Source organism: Nonomuraea sp. NPDC004354 (assembly GCF_053602555.1).
In genome coordinates this window covers 1,031,934-1,051,873 of the sequence record NZ_JBSGDV010000001.1, presented here as the reverse complement: position 1 = coordinate 1,051,873, position 19,940 = coordinate 1,031,934, and the positions used below count along the sequence as shown (strand labels likewise).

At 71.2% G+C, this 19,940-nt stretch carries 23 protein-coding genes; 11 read left to right on the top strand and 12 right to left on the bottom strand.

Annotation, left to right across the window (positions count from 1 at the left end; genetic code table 11):
- The first annotated feature begins 130 nt into the window (after nucleotides 1–130).
- The 4 genes from ACWENQ_RS04895 to ACWENQ_RS04880 all read left to right on the top strand — a co-directional run bounded on the left by ACWENQ_RS04895 (nucleotide 131) and on the right by ACWENQ_RS04880 (nucleotide 2,853).
- A complete protein-coding gene (locus tag ACWENQ_RS04895; protein ID WP_452412902.1) occupies nucleotides 131–1,264 on the top strand; it encodes a cysteine desulfurase family protein in 1,134 nt (377 codons plus the stop codon).
- A gap of 64 nt (nucleotides 1,265–1,328) precedes the next feature.
- Entirely contained in the window at nucleotides 1,329–1,574 is a 246-nt protein-coding gene (locus tag ACWENQ_RS04890; protein WP_354919466.1) for a sulfurtransferase TusA family protein, read from the top strand.
- A gap of 259 nt (nucleotides 1,575–1,833) precedes the next feature.
- Nucleotides 1,834–2,280 (top strand): MarR family winged helix-turn-helix transcriptional regulator, encoded by a 447-nt coding sequence (locus tag ACWENQ_RS04885; protein WP_449921366.1) that lies wholly within the window; start codon nucleotides 1,834–1,836, stop codon nucleotides 2,278–2,280.
- 141 nt (nucleotides 2,281–2,421) lie between these two features.
- Nucleotides 2,422–2,853 (top strand): CBS domain-containing protein, encoded by a 432-nt coding sequence (locus ACWENQ_RS04880; RefSeq protein WP_354919472.1) that lies wholly within the window; start codon nucleotides 2,422–2,424, stop codon nucleotides 2,851–2,853.
- A 171-nt stretch (nucleotides 2,854–3,024) separates the two neighbouring features.
- On the opposite strand, the gene ACWENQ_RS04875 is transcribed toward ACWENQ_RS04880, so the two are convergent.
- A complete protein-coding gene (locus tag ACWENQ_RS04875) occupies nucleotides 3,025–4,011 on the bottom strand; it encodes a carbohydrate kinase family protein (protein ID WP_354919474.1) in 987 nt (328 codons plus the stop codon).
- A 98-nt stretch (nucleotides 4,012–4,109) separates the two neighbouring features.
- Entirely contained in the window at nucleotides 4,110–4,463 is a 354-nt protein-coding gene (locus ACWENQ_RS04870) for a HesB/IscA family protein (RefSeq protein WP_354919477.1), read from the bottom strand.
- 324 nt (nucleotides 4,464–4,787) lie between these two features.
- Here ACWENQ_RS04870 and nadA point away from each other — a divergent pair, with 324 nt between their 5' ends.
- Complete coding sequence (gene nadA, locus ACWENQ_RS04865; protein ID WP_449921369.1) at nucleotides 4,788–5,930, top strand: quinolinate synthase NadA; 1,143 nt, start codon at nucleotides 4,788–4,790, stop codon at nucleotides 5,928–5,930.
- A 58-nt stretch (nucleotides 5,931–5,988) separates the two neighbouring features.
- On the opposite strand, the gene ACWENQ_RS04860 is transcribed toward nadA, so the two are convergent.
- From ACWENQ_RS04860 to ACWENQ_RS04840, 5 genes are all read right to left on the bottom strand, one after another.
- Nucleotides 5,989–6,603 carry an SIMPL domain-containing protein gene (locus ACWENQ_RS04860; protein ID WP_449921372.1) on the bottom strand — a complete coding sequence of 205 codons (615 nt, stop codon included), beginning with the start codon at nucleotides 6,601–6,603 and terminating at the stop codon, nucleotides 5,989–5,991.
- Nucleotides 6,604–6,838: 235 nt separating this feature from the next.
- A complete protein-coding gene (gene pspAB / locus ACWENQ_RS04855) occupies nucleotides 6,839–7,396 on the bottom strand; it encodes a PspA-associated protein PspAB (RefSeq protein ID WP_449921374.1) in 558 nt (185 codons plus the stop codon).
- A gap of 3 nt (nucleotides 7,397–7,399) precedes the next feature.
- Nucleotides 7,400–8,299 (bottom strand): zinc metalloprotease HtpX, encoded by a 900-nt coding sequence (gene htpX, locus ACWENQ_RS04850; RefSeq protein ID WP_449921377.1) that lies wholly within the window; start codon nucleotides 8,297–8,299, stop codon nucleotides 7,400–7,402.
- 3 nt (nucleotides 8,300–8,302) lie between these two features.
- Nucleotides 8,303–8,581 (bottom strand): PspA-associated protein PspAA, encoded by a 279-nt coding sequence (gene pspAA / locus ACWENQ_RS04845; RefSeq protein ID WP_449921379.1) that lies wholly within the window; start codon nucleotides 8,579–8,581, stop codon nucleotides 8,303–8,305.
- On the bottom strand, nucleotides 8,578–9,372 hold the full coding sequence (locus ACWENQ_RS04840) for a PspA/IM30 family protein (protein WP_452412901.1): 795 nt from the start codon (nucleotides 9,370–9,372) through the stop codon (nucleotides 8,578–8,580). The genes pspAA and ACWENQ_RS04840 overlap by 4 nt, the downstream gene beginning before the upstream one ends.
- A gap of 152 nt (nucleotides 9,373–9,524) precedes the next feature.
- On the opposite strand from ACWENQ_RS04840, the gene ACWENQ_RS04835 reads away from it, so the two are divergent.
- Together ACWENQ_RS04835 and ACWENQ_RS04830 are read left to right on the top strand one after the other, a co-directional pair.
- Nucleotides 9,525–10,109, top strand: a complete 585-nt coding sequence (locus tag ACWENQ_RS04835; RefSeq protein WP_449921457.1) for a DUF3043 domain-containing protein — start codon at nucleotides 9,525–9,527, stop codon at nucleotides 10,107–10,109.
- 164 nt (nucleotides 10,110–10,273) lie between these two features.
- Nucleotides 10,274–12,175, top strand: coding sequence for a multicopper oxidase family protein (locus tag ACWENQ_RS04830; RefSeq protein ID WP_452412900.1), 1,902 nt, complete (start codon nucleotides 10,274–10,276; stop codon nucleotides 12,173–12,175).
- Nucleotides 12,176–12,240: 65 nt separating this feature from the next.
- Here the strand turns inward: ACWENQ_RS04830 and ACWENQ_RS04825 are convergent, their stop codons facing one another.
- Nucleotides 12,241–13,323 (bottom strand): hypothetical protein, encoded by a 1,083-nt coding sequence (locus ACWENQ_RS04825; protein ID WP_452412899.1) that lies wholly within the window; start codon nucleotides 13,321–13,323, stop codon nucleotides 12,241–12,243.
- A 110-nt stretch (nucleotides 13,324–13,433) separates the two neighbouring features.
- Nucleotides 13,434–13,598, bottom strand: coding sequence for a hypothetical protein (locus ACWENQ_RS04820; protein WP_449921388.1), 165 nt, complete (start codon nucleotides 13,596–13,598; stop codon nucleotides 13,434–13,436).
- Nucleotides 13,599–13,635: 37 nt separating this feature from the next.
- Here ACWENQ_RS04820 and ACWENQ_RS04815 point away from each other — a divergent pair, with 37 nt between their 5' ends.
- Nucleotides 13,636–14,634, top strand: a complete 999-nt coding sequence (locus ACWENQ_RS04815) for an aldo/keto reductase family protein (protein WP_354919508.1) — start codon at nucleotides 13,636–13,638, stop codon at nucleotides 14,632–14,634.
- Nucleotides 14,635–14,683: 49 nt separating this feature from the next.
- Here ACWENQ_RS04815 and ACWENQ_RS04810 read toward each other — a convergent pair whose 3' ends face one another.
- Nucleotides 14,684–14,890, bottom strand: a complete 207-nt coding sequence (locus ACWENQ_RS04810; protein ID WP_354919511.1) for a hypothetical protein — start codon at nucleotides 14,888–14,890, stop codon at nucleotides 14,684–14,686.
- Between the two features lie 80 nt (nucleotides 14,891–14,970).
- Between ACWENQ_RS04810 and ACWENQ_RS04805 the strand changes: the two genes are divergently transcribed.
- Both ACWENQ_RS04805 and ACWENQ_RS04800 read left to right on the top strand, forming a co-directional pair.
- Nucleotides 14,971–15,888: an SCO2322 family protein gene (locus tag ACWENQ_RS04805; protein WP_452412898.1), complete on the top strand. Its 918-nt coding sequence runs from the start codon at nucleotides 14,971–14,973 to the stop codon at nucleotides 15,886–15,888.
- Nucleotides 15,889–16,018: 130 nt separating this feature from the next.
- The gene (locus ACWENQ_RS04800) at nucleotides 16,019–17,131 is read left to right on the top strand and encodes a bifunctional adenosylcobinamide kinase/adenosylcobinamide-phosphate guanylyltransferase (RefSeq protein WP_452412897.1); all 1,113 of its coding nucleotides are present in this window, start codon (nucleotides 16,019–16,021) and stop codon (nucleotides 17,129–17,131) included.
- Nucleotides 17,132–17,244: 113 nt separating this feature from the next.
- Here the strand turns inward: ACWENQ_RS04800 and ACWENQ_RS04795 are convergent, their stop codons facing one another.
- Nucleotides 17,245–18,051, bottom strand: a complete 807-nt coding sequence (locus ACWENQ_RS04795) for an ABC transporter ATP-binding protein (protein ID WP_449921396.1) — start codon at nucleotides 18,049–18,051, stop codon at nucleotides 17,245–17,247.
- A gap of 268 nt (nucleotides 18,052–18,319) precedes the next feature.
- Between ACWENQ_RS04795 and ACWENQ_RS04790 the strand changes: the two genes are divergently transcribed.
- Nucleotides 18,320–19,072, top strand: coding sequence for an adenosylcobinamide-GDP ribazoletransferase (locus ACWENQ_RS04790; protein WP_452412896.1), 753 nt, complete (start codon nucleotides 18,320–18,322; stop codon nucleotides 19,070–19,072).
- Here ACWENQ_RS04790 and ACWENQ_RS04785 read toward each other — a convergent pair.
- On the bottom strand, nucleotides 19,069–19,929 hold the full coding sequence (locus ACWENQ_RS04785) for a CPBP family intramembrane glutamic endopeptidase (RefSeq protein ID WP_452412895.1): 861 nt from the start codon (nucleotides 19,927–19,929) through the stop codon (nucleotides 19,069–19,071). The genes ACWENQ_RS04790 and ACWENQ_RS04785 overlap by 4 nt on opposite strands.
- Nucleotides 19,930–19,940 lie beyond the last annotated feature (11 nt).

Below are 19,940 nucleotides of genomic sequence, written 5' to 3'. Positions count from 1 at the left end.
GATCGCCTACCCCACAGATGAAGCCCAGAAGTCTCTCCTGGGCGCTCGTATTTCCATATGCACAGCTGATTGCAGACACATTAGCGTGGGGGGTGGTCGGCTCCCCGCTCGCCCCCGTTAATGTCTCGATGTGGCTTACTTCGACGCGGCATCGACCGAGCCCCTGCATCCCCAGGCACGCGAGGCGCTGATCGCGACCCTGGACGCGGGCTGGGCCGACCCCGCGCGGTTGTACGGCCAGGCCCGCCGTGCCCACCTGCTTCTCGAACAGGCGCGCACGGAGGTGGCCGAGGCGCTCGGCGCCAGGCCGGACGAGGTCTCCTTCACCTCTTCCGGCACCCAGGCCGTGCATCTCGGCGTCCTGGGCACCCTACACGGCAGGCGGAGGGCCGGACGTCACCTCGTCACCAGCGCGGTGGAGCACTCCAGCGTCCTGCACGCAGCGTCGGTCCACGAGAGCCAGGGCGGCACGGTCACCACCGTCGGCGTCGACCTGGCGGGCCGCGTCGATCTCGACGCCTTCACCGCGGCGGTCTCGGCCGAGGGCACGGCGCTGGCCTGCCTCCAGACGGCCAACCACGAGGTGGGAACGCTGCAGCCGGTCGCCGAGGCCGCGGCGGCGTGCCGGCGGCTGGAGGTGCCGCTTTTGGTCGACGCCGCCCAGACCGCGGGCCGGCTGCCGGTGCCGGAGGGCTGGTCGGTGCTGACCGCGAGCGCCCACAAGTGGGGCGGGCCCGCGGGGGTCGGGGTGCTGGCCGTACGCAAGGGCACCCGGTTCCGCTCGTTCCTGCCGGAGGACGAGCGTGAGCGGCGCCGGGTGCCGGGCTTCGAGAACGTCCCGTCGATCGTCGCGGCGGCGGCGGCGCTGACGGCGATGCGGGAGGAGGCGGCGCTGGAGAACGCCCGCCTGTCGGCCCTCGTCGACACGATCAGGGAGCGGATCCCCACGCTCGTGCCCGACGTGGAGGTGATCGGCGACCCGGTCGGCAGGGCGCCGCACATCGTCACCTTCTCCTGCCTCTACGTCGACGGGGAGGCGCTGCTCACCGAGCTGGACAAGGCGGGTTTCGCGGTATCGTCCGGGAGTTCGTGCACGGCTAGTACGCTTCGTCCATCGCACGTTTTGGAGGCGATGGGCGTGCTCACTCATGGAAACGTCCGGGTATCGCTGCCCAGGGGCGCTTCCGCCGCCGAGGTGGACCGGTTCCTGGCCGTCCTCCCTGAGATGGTGCGCCGGATACGTCAAGACGCAGGGGTCGTATGACCGGGTTCGGGGTCGTCGTTCATGGACGCGGCACGGGGGTCATGAGACCGACGAAGGGGGCCTCGTGACCGTCGCAGCTCAGCCGACCCTGACCATCGACGCGCTCGGCAAGAAGTGCCCGATTCCGATCATCATGCTCGCCGAGCGGATCAACCACGTCCCGCTGAACGCCATCGTCGCCGTCCTGGCCGACGATCCGGCCGCCTACACCGACGTGCCCGCCTGGTGCAGGCTCAAGTCGCATCCCCACGTGGGCACCTACGAGCTGCCCGCGGGCGGCTGGGCGATCCACGTGCGGCGCAACTACTGACCTGCCGGCGTTCCCGGGGCAGGACCCGCTCGCGCGGGAACCTGCGGTCGGCCCTGAGTTCTGTGCCGACGGTGCAGGCCACGGGCACGAACGCGGCCGGCATCACCTCGTCGTACGGCACGCCCGGCACCGCCGCCGGTTCGCGCTCCTGAGGCGCCCGCGCGTCGACATGGTCTGCGCTACAAACGGTATGAGCACAGACGATCTGGTGTCAAACGAAGAGTGCTAGGCTGGACCTCCAGGGTGATGAGAGGTTTCGATGCAGGTCAGGCCGACGTACTTTCCCAAGCTGGCCGGCGAGCGGCTCGACATCGCGCTGTGCCGGGCCTCGGCCTCTGTCGCCCGTGCGGCCGACGCCCACGCGGCCGGGCAGGGCCTCGGTGTGGGCCAGCACCTGGTGCTGAAGATGCTCGACGACGTCGGCCCCTGCTCCCAGCAGGCGCTCAGCGAGGAGCTGCGCATCGACCGCAGCGTGATGGTGACGATCTGCGACGACCTGGAGCGGGCGGAGTGCGTCAGGCGCGAGCGCAATCCCCGCGACCGGCGCTCCTACGCGGTCACCATCACCGACGCGGGACGGCACCGGCTGGCCGCGGCGGAGGGGGCCGTTCCCGCGTTCCTCCACGACACCTTCCAGGTGCTCACCCCCGACGAGCGCTCGCAACTGGCGGCGCTCCTCGGCAAGCTGCTCAACCTCCCCGGCTGACGCCAGCCGCCGGGCCTGTTCCCGCGGCAGCCGACCCGAGCATGTCGGCGACATGGCGGAGAGGTGCCTTCCCAGGGTCACAAAGGGTGCAAATGGGTAGAAACCTCACGGACCACCGTCATCGACTTCAGGGGGGATCACATGACAAGCGGACATCCGCACAACACCGCGCGTGACCTCATGAACCCGGGCGTGGAGTGCATCGCCGCTCACGAAACCCTCGACCGCGCGGCTCAGATGATGCGCGAGATGAACGTCGGCGCGCTGCCCGTCTGCGGGCCCGACGACCGCCTCAAGGGCATCATCACCGACAGGGACATCGTCGTGAACTGCATCGCGTCGGGACGCGACCCCTCCCGCACGACGGCCGGCGACATGGCGACGGGCCTCGTCTGGGTCCCCGCCGACGCGACGGTGGAAGAGGCGCTGTCCCGCATGGAGGAGCACCAGATCAGAAGGCTGCCGGTGATCGACCAGCACCGCATCGTCGGCATGATCACCGAGGCGGACCTCGCCAAGCACCTGCCCGACGACAAGCTCGCCGAATTCTGCCACCGGGTCTACGCGACCTGACCGCGCCCGCGGCCACGGCGGAGACCGAAAGGTAGGCCGGGGACGGCCCGGCCTACCTGACCGCCCAGGAGGCGGGCGCCCCGGCGTGCAAGCCGGAAGGAAGCGACATGCCGCCGCAGCGGCGTGAAGGACCGACGGCCACCGGTGAACCCGGTGGCCGTCGACCGGTGGTCAGGCGTAGTGGCAGCGGAGGTGCTGGGCGACCTCGTCGGCGGCCGGCTGGCCGTACGCGGCGGCGAACCGCTCGAGGAACACCCGCTGGCCCAGCTCGTACTCCTGGCAGCCCACCCGCTCCAGGACGTGCGTGGCCGTCAGGTTGCCGATCTGGCCCGCCCGCTCCAGCGGCAGCCCCCAGGCGACGCCCGCGAGGAAGCCGGCCCTGAACGCGTCGCCGACACCCGTCGGGTCGGCCTTGCCCAGCTCGGGAGCGGGGGTCACGTGGAGCGAGGGCTCCCCCTTGCGGTCGATGACCGCGCCCTTCGGGCCGAGCGTGGTGACCCGGACGCCGACCCGGTCGAGCACCTCGGCGTCGGACCAGCCGGTCTTCTGCTCGATGAGGCCCTTCTCGTAGTCGTTGGAGAACAGGTACGCCGCGCCGTCGACGAGCTGGCGGATCTGCTCGCCGGACATCCTGGCCAGCTGCTGCGACGGGTCGGCGGCGAACGGGATGCCCCGCTGGCGGCACTCGTCGGTGTGGCGCAGCATGGCGTCGGGGTCGTTCGGGCTGATCAGCACCAGGTCGAGGCCGCCCACCCGGTCGGCGATCGGCTGCAGCTCGATGAGCCGCGCCTCCGCCATCGCGCCGGTGTAGAACGAGGCGATCTGGTTGTGCTGCTCGTCGGTGGTGCACAGGAAACGAGCGGTGTGGTGGGTCTCGGAGACGTGAACCGAGTCACAGTCGACCCGATGGCGCTCCAGCCACGAGCGGTAGTCGGCGAAGTCCGCCCCGACCGCTCCCACAAGGATGGGGCTGAGGCCCAGACAGCCCATCCCAAAGGTGATGTTTGCCGCGCAACCACCGCGCCTGACCTGCAGATCGTCGACAAGGAACGACAGGGAGACCCGGTCGAGCTGGTCGGCGATGAGCTGGTCCCCGAAGCTTCCGGGGAAGGTCATCAGATGGTCGGTCGCGATGGAGCCGGTGACGGCGATGCGCACGGGGTTCTTCTTCCTCGTTGTCAGCAAGCCAATGAGCCCCAAGAGAATACGCGAAGGTCCCGCGCGCACAAAGGCGAGCGGGACCTGGAGGCGCCGACCTAGTTGAACGAGTCGCCGCAGGCGCAGGAGCCCGTGGCGTTCGGGTTGTCGATCGTGAAGCCCTGCTTCTCGATCGTGTCGACGAAGTCGATGGTGGCGCCGATGAGGTACGGCGCGCTCATCCTGTCGGTCACGACACCGACGCCGCCGAAGTCGGACACGATGTCGCCGTCCATCGAGCGGTCGTCGAAGAAGAGCTGGTAACGCAGACCGGAACAGCCGCCCGGCTGCACGGCCACACGCAGCTGGAGGCCCTCTTCACCCTGCTGCTCCAGCAGGCTCTTGACCTTGGCCGCGGCCGCGTCGGTCAGGATCAGGCCCTGCGCCGTGGTCTCGCTGCTCTCAACCGTCATGTGCTGACTCCCGCGTCTGGATCAGCCGCAGTGTCACGGCTGTCTGTTTCTGACGTCCTACTAAGACGCTACCAACACCGGAGGCGAGCTATGCATTCCGCGTCTGCGGGGTTGTTATGGATCGTCCAGAAGAACCGGAAACCGACCCCTTCCCGTGACGCGCCCCACGGACGCGGACCGGCGCCCACCTGCTCCTCCCGATACGGCAGGCACGACCGGACCCCCTCCGGCCTGCGGCGATCACCCGAAACGGGTGGCCGGAACAAATCGCCCCAAGCCGTGTGTCATCATTAGTCGTCACTTCGACGATAAGGGGGTACGGCCATGGCCACCCAGACAGGGCTGCCGCTCTTCGTCCTCGGGCAGGGCACCGATCCGCACAGCGAGAAGGGCGTCGACTGTCCCGGCGAGCTTCCCCCGGCCTCCGACCCGGGGCTGGTGGAGCGCGCGCGCAAGGCGAAGGAGGCGCTGGGCGACAGGCTGTTCGTCCTCGGCCACCACTACCAGCGTGACGAGGTCATCCAGTTCGCCGACGTGACCGGCGACTCCTTCAAGCTCGCCCAGCAGGCCGCGGCCCGCCCCCAGGCGGAGTACATCGTCTTCTGCGGCGTGCACTTCATGGCCGAGTCCGCCGACATCCTGACCGGCGACTCCCAGAAGGTGATCCTGCCGGACCTGGCGGCGGGGTGCTCGATGGCCGACATGGCCACGTTCGACCAGGTCGAGGAGGCGTGGGAGCTGCTGGAGGACGCCGGCATCGCCGACGTCACCGTGCCCATCACGTACATGAACTCCAGCGCCGACATCAAGGCCTTCTGCGGCCGGCGCGGCGGCGCGGTGTGCACCTCGTCCAACGCCAGGCGGGCTCTCGAGTGGGCCTTCGAGCAGGGCCAGAAGGTGCTCTTCCTGCCCGACCAGCACCTGGGCCGCAACACCGCCGTGCTGGAGATGGGCATGTCGCTGGACGACTGCGTCGTCTACAACCCCCACCGGCCGCCGAGCGTGGAGGAGTTGCGCCGGGCCAAGATGATCCTCTGGAAGGGTCACTGCTCGGTGCACGGCCGCTTCACCGCCGACTCCGTCGACGACGTACGGCGCCGCATCCCCGGCGTCAACGTGCTGGTCCACCCCGAGTGCAAGCACGAGGTCGTGCTGAAGGCCGACCACGTCGGCTCGACCGAGTACATCATCAAGAAGCTCGAGGCGGCGCCGGCCGGCTCCCAGTGGGCCATCGGCACCGAGCTGAACCTGGTCAAGCGCCTGGCGCAGATGTTCCCCGACAAGGGCGTCTCGTTCCTCGACAAGACGGTCTGCTACTGCTCCACGATGAACCGCATCGACCTGCCGCACCTGGTGTGGGCGCTGGAGTCGCTGGTGCTCGGCGAGGTGGTCAACCAGATCACGGTCGACGCCGACACCACCCACTGGGCCAAGGTCGCCCTCGACCGCATGCTGGCCCTGCCGTAGACCGCCGGATGCGGGCCCTCCCGCGTGGGAAGGGCCCGCACCACCGTTCTTCGGCGGGCTACCTCAGCTCGTAGACCACCCGGACGTTGATGCCAAGGTTCTGGCGTCCGGGGTTCACCGACGCCTTGTCCTCCGCGAGCGTGGCGGAGACGTGCATCGGGATGGGGCCGCCGGTGATCTCCTCGGTGATCTCGACCACGTCGCCGAGCCGCCGTCCGGCCAGCGCCGCGTAGTGCCTTGCCTTGTCCGCCGCGTCCTTGAAGGCGGCGGCGCGGGCCGCCTCCATCAGCCTGGTGCGGTCGGAGACCTCGAAGGAGACGCCGTTGAGCCTGACCTCCTCGCCGACGGCGGCGGCCGCGTCGATGATCCGGTCGGCCTTGGAAAGGTCGCGGACCACCGCCTCGACGCCCTGGGCGCCGCGGTAGCCGGACACCTTCGGGTAGCTCTCGTACTCGGGGCCGAGCGACAGCTCGTTCGTCGTAAGGTCGTCGGCGGCCACACCGGCCCCGATCAGCGTCCTGGTGAGCTTCGCCGCCGCCGCCCTGGCCGCGGCGAACGCCTCGCCCGCCGTCGCCCTGCGGACCTCGACGCCCGCCGTCAGGCGCATGACGTCAGGAGCGGCCGAGACCGCGCCCTGCCCGACGACCGCGATCTGGTTTCTCGTCTCTTCCACAACCACCCTCGCTGATTCCGGCGCCGCATGAGCCGTACCGCCGAGCGTGCTCGTCATTCCGATCGCGACGGCCGAAGCCGCGAGCGCGACAGCAAGTTTGATCATAGGCGCCATGTCACCATCGGTCCCGCCTGTCCCCATCGACCGACACGACCACTTGACCAGATCATGGAATGGTCTGCCCACCAGATGGCGGTTCGATCCTCGAACAGGCGGCCCGGCGCGGGCGGGAGCGTCACAAACCGGGCGCGCCCCAGACGGGGAACCACCGGCCGAGGTCCTCCTCGATCCTCAGCTCGCCCGCCAGCACCCCGCGCACCTGGAGTTCGAGCGCGGTGTCCCTGGTGTGGCCCGGCAGCGGGGCGAACGGATAGAACGTCCCCCGCTTGTACAGGTAGACGACCGCCAGGCGACGCTGCTGCGGGTCGGCGAAGGACACCAGCGAGCACAGCAGGGACGGCCCGAACCCCGCCCCCTCCAGCGAGGAGTTGACCGCGTGCAGCTCGGTGACCAGGTCGCCGACCGCGTCGGGGTCGCGCCTGACCACCAGCCACGAGTACCCGTACTCGTCGCGCGTCTCCTCCACCCTGTCCCCCAGCAGCGCCTTGACGTCGGCGCTGAGCGTCGCGAAGGCGCTGCCCTCGGCCGCGCGGAAACTGACCGAGCCCACCCCCGTGGGCGCCAGACCGGTGGCGGCCTGCAGCGTGACGGCCGCCGACGGCAGCGCGAAGAGCGCGTCGAGGTTGGGCCGGACCGGCTTGGACCTGCCGAGGATCACGTCGAGCCAGCCCATCGCTCAGCCTTTCCCGAGTTGCGCGGAGATCTTCTCCAGGTTCTCCAGGCGCCGCTCGAGCGGCGGGTGCGTGGAGAACAGCTGCGCCAGCGCCTTGCCGGGAGCCAGCGCCGGCGCGAAGTAGAAGGCGTTGAACGGCTCGGCCTCGCGCAGGTCGCGCGTGGGGATCCTGGCCATCTCGCCGCTCACCTTGACCAGCGCGCTGGCCAGCACCGACGGCTGCTGCGTCAGCAGCGCGCCCGCCCGGTCGGCGGCCAGTTCCCGGTAGCGGGACAGGGCGCGGGTGAGCAGGAAGCTGACGGCGTAGACGGCGATGGAGACCAGCATCACGATCAGGCCGATGGGCAGGCCGCCCTGGTTGCTGTCGCGGCTTCTGCCCAGCCCGCTGTAGAGGGCGAAGCGGGTCATGAGGCCGGCCAGGATGCCGAGGAAGGAGGCGATGGTCATCACGGCGACGTCGCGGTGGGCGACGTGCGAGAGTTCGTGCGCCAGCACGCCTTCGAGCTCGCGGGGCTCCAGCCGGCGCAGGATGCCGGTCGTCACGCAGACGACGGAGTGCTGCCTGTTACGCCCCGTCGCGAAGGCGTTGGGCACGTCGGAGTCGGCGATGGCGACCCTCGGCTTGGGCATGTCGGCCATCGCGCACAGCCTGTCGATCAGGCCGTGAAGGGCGGGCGCCTCCTGCGGCGAGACCTCCCGCCCGCCCATCGCGAACAGCGCGATGCGATCGGACAGGAAGTACTGCACCAGCAACATGCCGCCGGCGATCAGCAGCACGCCCAGCGCCCGCACGCCCAGGGCGATGAGGGCGCCGACGAAGACGACGTAGAGCAGACCCAGCAGGAACATCGTCATGACCATGCGGACGGTGAGACCGCGGTCGGACGCGAACCGGGTGCTCACGGGCTATCCCGGGATGAGCCCCGAGTCGCCCAGCATCTCCCTGACTTCCTCGATCGAGGCGTCAGCGGGGGGAAGGATCAGCTCGGACGGCTCCAGGCTGTCGTCCGGCAGCGCCTTGCCCACATGGCGCACCTTGTCGAGCAGAGCGTGGAGCTTCTGACGGAATTCGGGCTCGTCGCCGGCCTCGATGGCCGTCTCGAGCTCGCCGTCGAGTTCGTTGAGCACGCCGAGGTCGGACTCGTCGATCTGGACCTGGCCCTCGCCCATGATGCGCACGATCATGCGGGCTCCCCCGGCTGGCGCAGCTGCTGGGTCTGCTGCTGCGGCTGGGCCTGCGGCTGCCCCTGCTCGATGGAGGCCTGGGGCGCCGGGCCCTGGCCGAGCTCGGCCTTCATCCTGGCCAGCTCCAGCTCGATGTCCCTGCCGCCGCCCATGCGGTCGAGCTCGGCCTGGATGTCGTCGCTGCGGCTGCCGCTGAAGTCGTCGAGCGCGCCGGAGGCCAGCAGCTCGTCGATGGCGCCGGCGCGGGCCTGCATCTGCGCGGTCTTGTCCTCGGCGCGCTGGATCGCCAGGCCGACGTCGCCCATCTCCTCGGAGATGCCGGAGAAGGCCTCGTTGATGCGCGTCTGCGCCTCGGCCGCGGTGTAGGTGGCCTTGATGGTCTCCTTCTTGTGACGGAAGGAGTCGACCTTCGCCTGCAGCCGCTGGGAGGCGGTGGTGAGCTTCTCCTCCTCGGCCTGCAGGTTGTCGTGCTGGACCCGCAGGTCGGCGATCTGCGTCTGCAGGCTCGAGCGACGGGTCAGCGCCTCGCGGGCCAGGTCTTCGCGCCCGACGGACAGCGCCTTGCGCCCCTGGTCCTCCAACCGGCTGGCCTGCTGCTCGATCTGGTTGATCTGCAGCTCCACCCGCTTGCGCGAGGTGGCGACGTCGGCCACACCCCTGCGCACCTTCTGCAGCAGCTCGAGCTGCCGCTGATAGGAGTAGTCAAGGGTCTCGCGCGGATCCTCCATCTTGTCCAGGGCCTTGTTGGCCTTGGACTTGAAGATCATCGAAAGTCTCTTCATCACGCTCATGCGCGTCGGCCGTCCCCTTCTTAGGTCGTGCTGTGATCACCCAGTGCAGCGCAGCCGCCTTGGGATTACCCTACGCATAACGCACGGGGGCGTCACTAAGTTGCACTCCAGGTAGGGTTGACGCTGTGTTGCGACGCCGAACCCAGACCTCAGTGGACGAATCCCCCGTCCCCACTGACGATCCTAAGCCCCAGGGCAAAGGTCGTCCCACCCCGAAGCGCCGTGACGCCGAAGGGCGTCGGCGCCAGCCGGTGACCGCGCCTGCCAACCGCAAAGAGGCCTACAAGCAGATGCGGGCCAGGCAGACGGCCGACCGGGACAAGGCACGCCAGGGCATGCTGCGCGGCGAGGAGCGCTACCTGCCGGCCCGCGACAAGGGCCCGGTGCGCAAGTTCGCTCGCGACTGGGTCGACTCGCGCCGCGTCCTCAGCCAGTACTTCCTGCCCTTCTCTCTGGTCATCCTGCTGCTGACGTGGATCCCGTTCCCGCCGGCGGCCCGCCAGTGGGTCTACTTCGGCGTCATCACGGTCGGCTGGCCGGTCATGATGGTGGGCGTGCTGGCCACGTCGTTCTGGGTGTCGTGGAAGGTGAAGAAGGCCGCCGCGGACAAGTTCCCGAACGAGGACATCAAGGGCATCGGCTTCTACGCGGCCATGCGCGCGCTGCAGATCCGCAGGCTTCGCTTCCCGCCGCCGCAGTTCCTGCCCGGCGGAAAGCCGGCGCCGCCCAAAGCCTGAGCTCGCTTCATACCAGTACGGCCCGCGTCCCGCAGGACGCGGGCCGTACTGGTATGTGCGCCTGCCATCAGGAACTTAAAATTTCCTGAAAATCCAGCAAACCTGGGAGTCGTCACGTTCGTCCCACCCGTTGGGGTCCGGTTCTTCATTCACGGGGAGACCAGGTGCGAACGACAAGACGAGGGTTCCTCGGCGTCGCCGCGGGGGCCGCGGCCGCGGTGACCACGACCACGGCGGCCGCCGCCGAACCCGAACCACTCATCGGAGACGGCCCGGAGCTGGACGGCGTCGACCGGCCGACCACCGCCACGCTCACGCCGTTCCTCGACGTCCTGCCCGTCCCTCGGGTGCTCAGGCCCAAGGACAGGGAGGTCGTGCTCGAGATGCGCTCGGTGCGCAGGAGGCTGCACTCCCAGTTGCCGCCCACACGGCTCTGGACCTACGCCGGCAGCTTCCCCGGCCCGACCATCGAGGTACGGCGCGGCCAGAAGGTCAAGGTGGCGTGGACCAACACGATCAAGGACGAGACCGTGCCGGTCACCGCGGTCCAGGTGCCGGCCGGTCCGACGATCCCGATCAACCAGCCGGGAAGGGACGGAGCCACGCCGCGCGCCGACGTGGCGGCGATCCCGCCCTGGCTGGCCGTCCACCTGCACGGCGCGATCACCAACGCGGGCAACGACGGCTGGAGCGAGAACGGGCTGCTGGCCGGTGAGGCCGAGGCCGTGGAGTACCTCAACGACCAGCCGTGCACCGGGCTCTGGTACCACGACCACGGCATGCACGTGGGCACCTGGACGGTCTTCTCCGGCCTGCTGGGCGCCTACCTGGTCAGGGACGAGGAGGAGGACGCGCTCGGGCTGCCCGCCGGCAGGCACGAGGTCCCGCTCATCCTGTGCGACCGCAACTTCGATACCGACGCGGCCGGGCTCCTCACCGGGGACCTGCTGCACAAGGTGCAGATCGCCGCGACCACGCCGAAGGTGGTGACCAGGCCCTTCGCCGGGCCGTACACGCTGGTCAACGGGGTGGTCTGGCCGTACATGGACGTCGAGCCGCGGTGGTACAGGTTCAGGGTGCTCAACGCGGCCAACGCCAGGACGTTCAGGCTGCGCCTGCTGGACGAGGCGAGCGGGCAGCCGGTGACCGGCGTGGTCAAGCAGATCGGCAGCGACGGCGGGCTGCTGCCCGCGCCGGTGGCGATCGACGGGGATCTGGTGCTGGCGCCCGCCGAGCGGGCCGACGTGCTCGTCGACTTCCGGGCGCTGGCCGGTAGGCGGGTCAAGCTGGTCAACTGCGGGCCGGGCGCGCCGGGCCAGCCCGCGCCGCAGGCGAACATCCCCTTCCCCGACGTGATGCAGTTCCGGGTGGCCGACCGCAGGCCGCACGACTCCTTCACGCTGCCCGCGGTGATCTCGCCGAGCTTCGTGCGCACCACGCACGACAACCTGCCGGCCGACCACGGGCACCGGGTGGTGCTCACGATGGTGGGCGGCGGCGACCACGCGCAGATGTGGGAGATGGCCGAGGATCCTGCGGCGCCGGTCGGCACGGAAGGCGTCGTCCAGATCAAGGACGCCTCGGGCACGGTCAGGACGTACCGGCGGGTGGCGCGGATGCCCGACGACGCCGTCAACTTCTTCGCCGCGCTGGGCGGGACCGAGGCGTGGACGTTCGTCAACGTCGCTCCCGCGATGCACCCCATGCGCATCCACCTGATGCGCTTCCAGATCCTCAGTCGCGACGTCTACGACATTTCCGGATTCAAGGTGGACAGGGGGACGACGGAGACGCCGGTGACCTTCAAGCAGGCGGGCGTGCTCGACCCGAACGAGCAGGGATGGAAGGACGTCGTCAGGGTCGGCGGGGCGGAGGTCGTCAAGGTCGCGGGACGGTTCGAAGGCGGCAGCGGGCGCTTCGCCTACCACTGCCACCTGCTCGAACACCAGGACGAGGGCATGATGCGGCCGCTGGTCGTCTTCCCGCCCGCCGTCCTGGCCCTGCGCGGGCAGCACGGCCACCACCGGCACGCCCTGGTGGACCAGGCCCGGCTGCGCGGGCGCTAGGTCACTCGGTCACTCGGACTAGGTCACGCAGACTCGGTCACTCAGACTCGGTCACCCGGACTCGGTCACCCGGACTCGGTCGCCTCCGAGGAGGGCGGCCGCTTGACCACGCCCGAGTACCACCCGTCCGGCGACTCCAGCATGTCGGCCACGGCGCTCAGCAGTGCGAGGTACGAGGGCCACCGGACGTCCCGCATGCCCGGAGCCTTGACGTCGCCCACGACGGAGTCGATCACCCCGAAGTCGGGGCGCCGGTCGGTCCCGTTGCGGGCGGCGTAGGGGATCATCCGGCCGTTCCACGTCTCGGCGCGCGGGTCGCCCCCGCTGTCGGTGGGATCCAGCGCGCACATCTGCCGCCACGCGTCGCGGATGCCCCTGATGCTGAGGTTGTGCGTGCCCTTCTCGGCGAAGCCGAAGCCGAAGGGGCCGGTCGAACCGTCGTGCCGGAGCAGGGAGGCCCGCAGGTCGTCGGGGAACTCCAGGCCCATCTGCGACTCGGCGACGGCGATCGTGCGCGCCCTGCCGGGACCGCGCAGGGAGGCGTAGCCGGCCGGGTCGTTGCGCCGCAACCACCGCTCGATGCGCCGCCACTGCGCGTTCACCTGCCGCTGGACCTGGCGGTCGAGGGGCCTGATCGTCACCGGACGCCGTTCAGGAGAGCAGGCGGGATCGGGCCGCGGCGTGGCCCCCGTCGCCGGAGACGACAGCCGGGACGGCTGGGGTGACGGCTGCGGGACGGCGGTCGCCGCGGGCTGCCCGGGGGGCTGGGGCGCCCCGCTCCTGGCGGCCTCGCCGGCCATCGGCATCCGCCCTGCCCGGACGTCGGCCTCGCGCGGCGAACGACCCGCGAGCGCGTACAGCCCGGCGGCCACCACACCGGCGACGAGCACTCCCACCAGCGCTCCCGCGAGGAAGCGGGCGTCCAGCCGCCGCCGGCGGCGCTCTGGCTGTCCCGGCTGCCCCGGCTGCCCCGGCTGCCCCGGACGTGCTGGACGCCCCGGACGCCCTTGATGCCCTGGATGCCCGGTGGCAGGGAGGCCGGGCGCCGGCTCCTGGTCGGGAGCGGCCGTCCTGGTCCTTGTGTCGATCCTGATCGCGATCGCGGCGAGCACGGCGGCGGTCAGGGCCATCCGCAGGAGCTTGAGCACGCGCGGCACCCTACCGGACCCGCCCCGGGACCGGCGCCACGGAGATCACCGCCGACCGGTCTCGGCGTCTCTCCCTGCGCCCGCGTCTTGCCTTACATCTGCGCCGTGCCCTACGTCGGCGCCGCGCCCCGCGTCGGCGCCTTTCCCTGCGTCCGCGTCTTTCGCTGCGCCTGCGCCTTCCCCGTGCCCGGCGACGCCGACATGCGGCGGCGCAGCCGTACGGCGATCGCGGTCAGGATGGCGGCGGTCAGCGCATGCCGTACAACCTTCACCACGCTGGGCACACTATCCCGAACCGATACAGTCGGGCGCATGGAATTCCGTCACCTCGGCCGCAGCGGTCTCCTGGTCAGCGAGATCAGCTACGGCAACTGGATCACCCACGGCTCACAGGTCGAGGAGGAGGCCGCCATCGCGTGCGTGAAGGCGGCGCTCGACGAGGGGATCACGACCTTCGACACCGCCGACGTCTACGCGGGCACGCGCGCCGAAGAGGTGCTCGGCAGGGCGTTGAAGGGCCTGCGCCGCGAGTCGCTGGAGATCTTCACCAAGGTCTACTGGCCGACGGGCCCCGGGCCCAACGACCGCGGCCTGTCCCGCAAGCACATCACCGAGTCGATCAACGGCTCGCTGCGTCGCCTGCAGACCGACTACGTCGACCTCTACCAGGCTCACCGCTTCGACTACGCCACTCCGCTCGAGGAGACCCTCAAGACCTTCGACGACCTCGTACGGCAGGGCAAGGTCCTCTACGTCGGCGTCAGCGAGTGGACCGCCGACCAGATCGCCCAGGCGCTGAAGATCGCCGACGAGATGGGCTTCGACCGGATCGTGTCCAACCAGCCGCAGTACAACGCCATCTGGCGGGTCATCGAGACGGAGATCGTGCCGCTGAGCGAGAAGGAGGGCGTCAGCCAGATCGTCTGGTCGCCCATCGCTCAGGGCGTGCTGACCGGCAAGTACCTGCCCGGCCAGCCCGTTCCCGCAGGTTCGCGCGCCACCGACGAGACCGGCGCCAAGATGATCGACAGGTTCATGACCGACGACGTGCTCGCCCGGGTCCAGGACCTCAAGCCGATCGCGGCCGACCTCGGGCTCAGCATGGCCCAGCTGGCGATCGCGTGGGTGCTGCAGAACCCGAACGTCGCCAGCGCCATCGTCGGGGCCTCCAGGCCGGAGCAGGTGCGTGACAACGTCAAGGCGTCCGGCGTGAAGCTCGACGCCGAGGTGCTCCAGAAGATCGACGACGTGCTCGGCCCGATCGTCGAGCGTGACCCGGCCAAGACGATCTCGCCGGCCACCAGGCCATAGCGGTTACGCATGAAAGAAAAACCCCTTGGCTCCCAAGGGGTTTTTTCATTCACTCCGTTCGCAACGACATACCCGCATATTCCACCCGGTCCTCCTCGAGCAGAGCCACCCGCTCGACCCCGGATTCCAGCAGCTCACGGTAGTTCTCACCGAGCCAGGACTCCGCGTCGGCCTGGCTGGGAAAAACCTCGCGCGGCAGCAGGCGGTCGGTCACTTCACCACCATTCGCGTTTTCATAACGCCAGCGCCAAGTCATGCCATACGCTCCTTTTCCGCGGGATCGCCCGAGCTCACATCGGCACCCGCACCATACCCCTGGAGCATGGAGGTTGATCGATGCTGCGCGCATTCGGGCTCGCCTTCGCGGCGACCCTCACCGTCTCCACCCCTGCCCTCGCCATCTCCCCCTCTATCTCTCCTTCAGCCACGACCGCTACCTCTCCTTCAGCCGCGACCGTCTCGGCCCTGGCCGCCGCTCCCCCAGCCTCCGCCTCCGCCGTTCCCTCCACCTCGACCGTCTCCACCCTCGCCGCCGCCTCCACCGCGACCGTCTCGGCCCTGGCCGCCGCTCCCCCAGCGACCGCCTCCGCCCTCGCCGCCCCCTCCGCCTTGGGTCATCCCGGCTTGGGTCATCGCGGCTCGGGTCATCGCGGCCGTGTCCTGGCCGATCCCGTCACGGGCGGGGTGGATCCGAACGCCGCCCGCCGGTGGAGCTACTGGCACAGCGACGGCACCGCATGGCTGTCCGGCGAGGCGGGCGCCGCCGTACGCGACGGGGCGGTGATCGGCTGGCGGTTCGCCGCGGCTCCCGACGGCTCGGCGCCGGAGTCCCCCCGCGGCGAGCTGCCCGCCTTCGACCAGGTCTGCGGCAAGGAGCCCGACGCCTCGGGGCACCAGCGCGTGGCCGTCGTGACCGACTTCGGCGACCCGGACCTCGACGCCTACCCCGGCGAGCGACCGCCCGCGTCGCTCACCGCGTGCGTCACCGCTCCCGAGGGAGCGACGGGGGTGCAGGCGCTGGCCCTGGCCACCAGGGTGCGCGCGGAGCCGGCTGGAACGGTCCTGGCCGTCAACGACTATCCAGCGCGCGCGAAGGGCGGCGCCGCGCCGTCCCTCCCCGCCACGCCCTCCGCCCCCTCCGTGGAGGATGGCGGACTGCCGGTGGCATGGATCGCCGGCGGCGTGGCCGCGCTCGTACTCGTGGGCGCCGGGGTATTGGCGGCGCGCAGGTCCCGCAGGCGCACCACGCTGTGACACGTGCCGCTCAGGTTCAGCGGCGGGGCGCAGGTCGCGGAGGCGCGCCACGCTGCGACGCGTGCCGCTCAGGTTCATTGGCGGGGTGCGGGTGGCGCGCGGGTTCCGCGGGCGTGCCACGCTGTGACGCGTGCTTGTCAGGTTCATCGGTACGGCGGGGCGGGACGGCTGGCCCTCGCCCGGGTGCGCGTGCGCGTCGTGCGCGGGGTTGCCGCCGGGGTGGCGTTCGCCGCTGCGTGTGGAGGTCGACGGGATACCGTGGCCGGGCGGTGGGGCGTGTCCCCCCGGCTATGCGGCGACGGGCCCGCTCCTCGTCGCCCCTGACGGCTCCCGGCTGCTCGACCTGTCCGGCATCCGCTCCCTGACCGACCTCGGCTCTGCTCTCAGCGCTCTCAGCGGTCTTCCGGCCGGCTGTCGGCACGGCGGCGGTTCTCCTGGGTCGCGTGAGGTGCCGGGATCCGGGAATCCGACGTCCGGCGGCGAGAGCCCCTCGTGCGACCTCGTCCTGGTGGACCTGCTCGACGACCCCGCCGTCCTCGGCGACCTGCGACGGCGCGGGCTCGTGACCGCCGGGACCCACGTCGTCGCCGTCGGCTTGGACCACCGTGTCAGGTCGGAGTCCGAGCTGGCCAGACGGCTGGCGCTGTGGGGGGCGCGGGCCGTACCGGACGGGACGGTCGTGGACACCGCGCAGGCTCCCCCGCCCCGCCCGGCCCCGCCGCGCCGCACGTTGCTGCTGGGCGGCTCCCGGTCGGGCAAGTCCGACGAGGCCGAGCTGCGGCTGGCGGCCGAGCCGCAGGTCACCTACCTCGCCACGGGACCCTCGGGCCACGGCGACCCCGAGTGGGCCGCGCGGGTCGCCGCCCACCAGGCCAGGCGTCCGGCGCACTGGGCGTGCGAGGAGACCACCGAGCTGGCCGAGGCGATCGCGCGGGCCACGACGCCGCTGCTGGTCGACGGGCTGGGGACGTGGCTGGCGGCGGTGTTCGACCAGGCGGGCGCGTGGGAGGAGCCCGCGCGTCGCGAGGAGGTCGTACGGCGCTGCGACGAGCTCGTGGCGGCCTGGCGCTCGACCCGGCACCGGATCGTCGCGGTGTCGGACGAGGTCGGGCTCGGCGTCGTTCCCTCCACCTCCAGCGGGCGGGCCTTCCGCGACGCGCTGGGCCGCCTGAACCAGCGGCTGGCGGCCGAGTCGGAGGACGTCACGCTCGTCGTGGCGGGCCGCCTCCTCCCCCTCGGCTGAACGCCACCCGCCGCCGAGCGAAAACAAGACGCGGCCGCGATCAAGGCGGGCCGGGCCAGGGGTGTCGGATCAGGCGGGCCGGACCAAGACGGGCCGGACCAAGACGGGCCGGATCAGGGGTGTCGGGTGCGGACGGCGCGGGCGGACCAGCGGCCGTCCAGCCGGTCGACGCGCAGCCTGCGGCCGAAGCACTCCGACAGCGCCTCCTCGGTCAGCGTCTCCTCCACCGGCCCCGCCGCCAGGATGCGGGTGTCGCGCATGAGCAGCGCGTGCGTGGTCGTGGCGGGCACCTCCTCCAGGTGGTGCGTGACGGTCACCGTGGTCAGCCCGTCGCGTGCCGCCAGGTCCTCGATGGAGGTGATGAGGTCTTCACGGGCGGGGAAGTCCAGTCCAGCGAACGGTTCGTCCAGCAGCAGCATGGCCGGGTCCGCCATGAGCGCCCTGGCCACCCTGATCCGGGCGCGCTCTCCCTGCGAGCACACCACGAAGAGCCGGTCGGCCAGGTCCTTGCAGCCCATCTCGGCCAGCAGCGCGTGGGCCCTGTCGTGCTCGGCCTGGCCGTACCTGTCCCAGAGCGGCGCGCTCGTGCCCGTGTGCCCGGTGAGGACCACGGTGTGCGCGGTCGCCGCCTCTTCCTCCAGCAGCCCCTCGTCGACCAGGCGCTGGCTGGCGGCGACCAGGCCGATGTCCCTGCGCAGCTCGCGCAGGTCCACCCGGCCCATGCGGCGGCCGAGGATGGTGGCGGTGCCCTCGCTGGGATGCCGTACGGCGGCGGCCAGGGACAGCAGCGTGGTCTTGCCTGCCCCGTTCGGGCCGAGGATCACCCAGTGCTGGCCGTAGGCGACCCGCCAGTCGATCTCCGCCAGCAGTGTCCTGGCGACCACCCTGACGCTGACACCTTCGAGTTCCACGGCGTGCATCCGGACACCCTAGCGACCGCGCGACCGCGCCGTTCCCCCGGGTGCGCCGGGAAACGCCGCCCTTTCGGTGTGCGCGGGCGGTGACGTCCACGTCCCCCGGATGCGCCAGGAAGCGCCGCCTTCGGTGTGCTCGCGGACGGTGACGGCCGCGTTCCTCCGGGTGCGCCGGGAAGCTCCCCGCATGCGCCGGGCTGCCCGGAAAGGGAGGCCAGGAGGCCAGGGAGCCGGGCCGCAGGGGAAGTCTGGGGGGACCGTAGGATCGACGCTCATGGCCGGGTGGGTGGACGGGATGCGGTTCGCGGTGGGGACGTTGAGCGTCTTCCCCGTCAGGGTGAACCGGGTCGACCGTGAGGTGGCCGGGCGGGCGATGCTCCTCGCGCCGCTGGCCGGGCTGCTGCTCGGTGCCGTGAGCTGCCTGCCGCTGGCGCTGCCAGGTTCGCCGCTGCTCGGGGCGGCGCTGGCGCTGGGCCTGCTCGCGCTGCTGACCAGGGGCCTGCATCTGGACGGTCTCGCCGACCTGGCGGACGGTCTCGGCAGCGGCAGGCCCGCCGTCCAGGCGCTCGAGGTGATGAAGAAGTCGGACATCGGGCCGTTCGGCGTTCTGACGCTGGTGTTCACGCTGATCGTGCAGTGTGCGGCGCTGGCCGAGGCGGGTCCGGTCGCGCTGGTGGCCGCCTGCGTGACCGGGCGGCTGGCGCTGACGTGGGCGTGCACGCGCGGGGTGCCGCCGGCGCGGCCCGAGGGGCTCGGCGCCATGGTGGCGGGCACCGTACGGCCGGCCGCCGCGCTGGTCGCCACGCTGGTCGTGGTGGGCGCGGCGGTGCTGCTGGGAGGGCCGTGGGGGCCGGCGGGAGGGTACGGGTTGGTCCTCCCGCTGGCCGTGCTCGCCGGGCTGGGGACGGCGAGCGGGTTGCTCGCCCACGCGGTGCGCAGGCTCGGCGGGATCACGGGCGACGTGCTGGGCGCGCTCGTCGAGACCGCGACCACCGCCGTGCTGGTCGTGTGCGCGGTGTTCGGCTAGACCGGCTGCGGCTGCCGTACGGGCCAGCGCCTGAATACGAGGGCCGCGAGGACGGCGAGCACGGCCCAGCCGACCAGCCCGGTGATGCCCGCGAAGAGGGCGTTGGGCGGGGCGGCCGCGTCTCCCAGCATCAGGGCGAGCGAGGCGGCGGGGTTGAGCGCCGCGTGGCCGATCACGGCGGGCCAGATGCTGCCGGTGCGCAGGCGCAGCCAGCCGAAGAGCATCCCGGCCGGCACGCAGAATCCCACGAACAGCAGCGCGGCCCACGGGCCGACGGCCGGGTAGTTGTAGCCGAGGCCGGTGGCGGGGGCGTGCCAGAGCCCCCAGATCACTCCGGAGAGGACCAGCCCGCCGAAGACGCCGCGCGATTCGACCAGCTTGGGCAGCAGCCAGCCGCGCCAGCCCCATTCCTCGCCCACCATGGGGATGATGTTGACGATCGGGGCCACCAGGGTCGTCACCACCAGTTGGACGATCAGGGCGGTGTGCGGGTCTCCCGGCGCTCCCGACGCGGCGCTGAAGAGGCTCAGGCGGTCGAGGTCGAGGGAGACCAGGCCGAGGGCGGCGGTGAGGGCGAGCGTGCCGTACACGACCAGGGGGACGGCCGCCCACGTGGCGAGCAGCAGGCCGACGGTGCGGCCGGGGCGCTCGCCGAAGGTGAGGCCGGTCTCCTTCGCCCAGGCGCGGAACGGCGTGCGCCTGGCGAGCCAGACGGCCAGGACGCCGAGGCTCGGGGTGAACATCATCAGCCCGACCAGCGGGCCGAACAGGGGGTCGGCCAGGCCGCCGCCGAGCCAGAGGGGAAGCGCGGCCAGCCACGCCGCGCCGAAGGCGACGGCGAGGAACAACACGATCATCTGGGACTCCA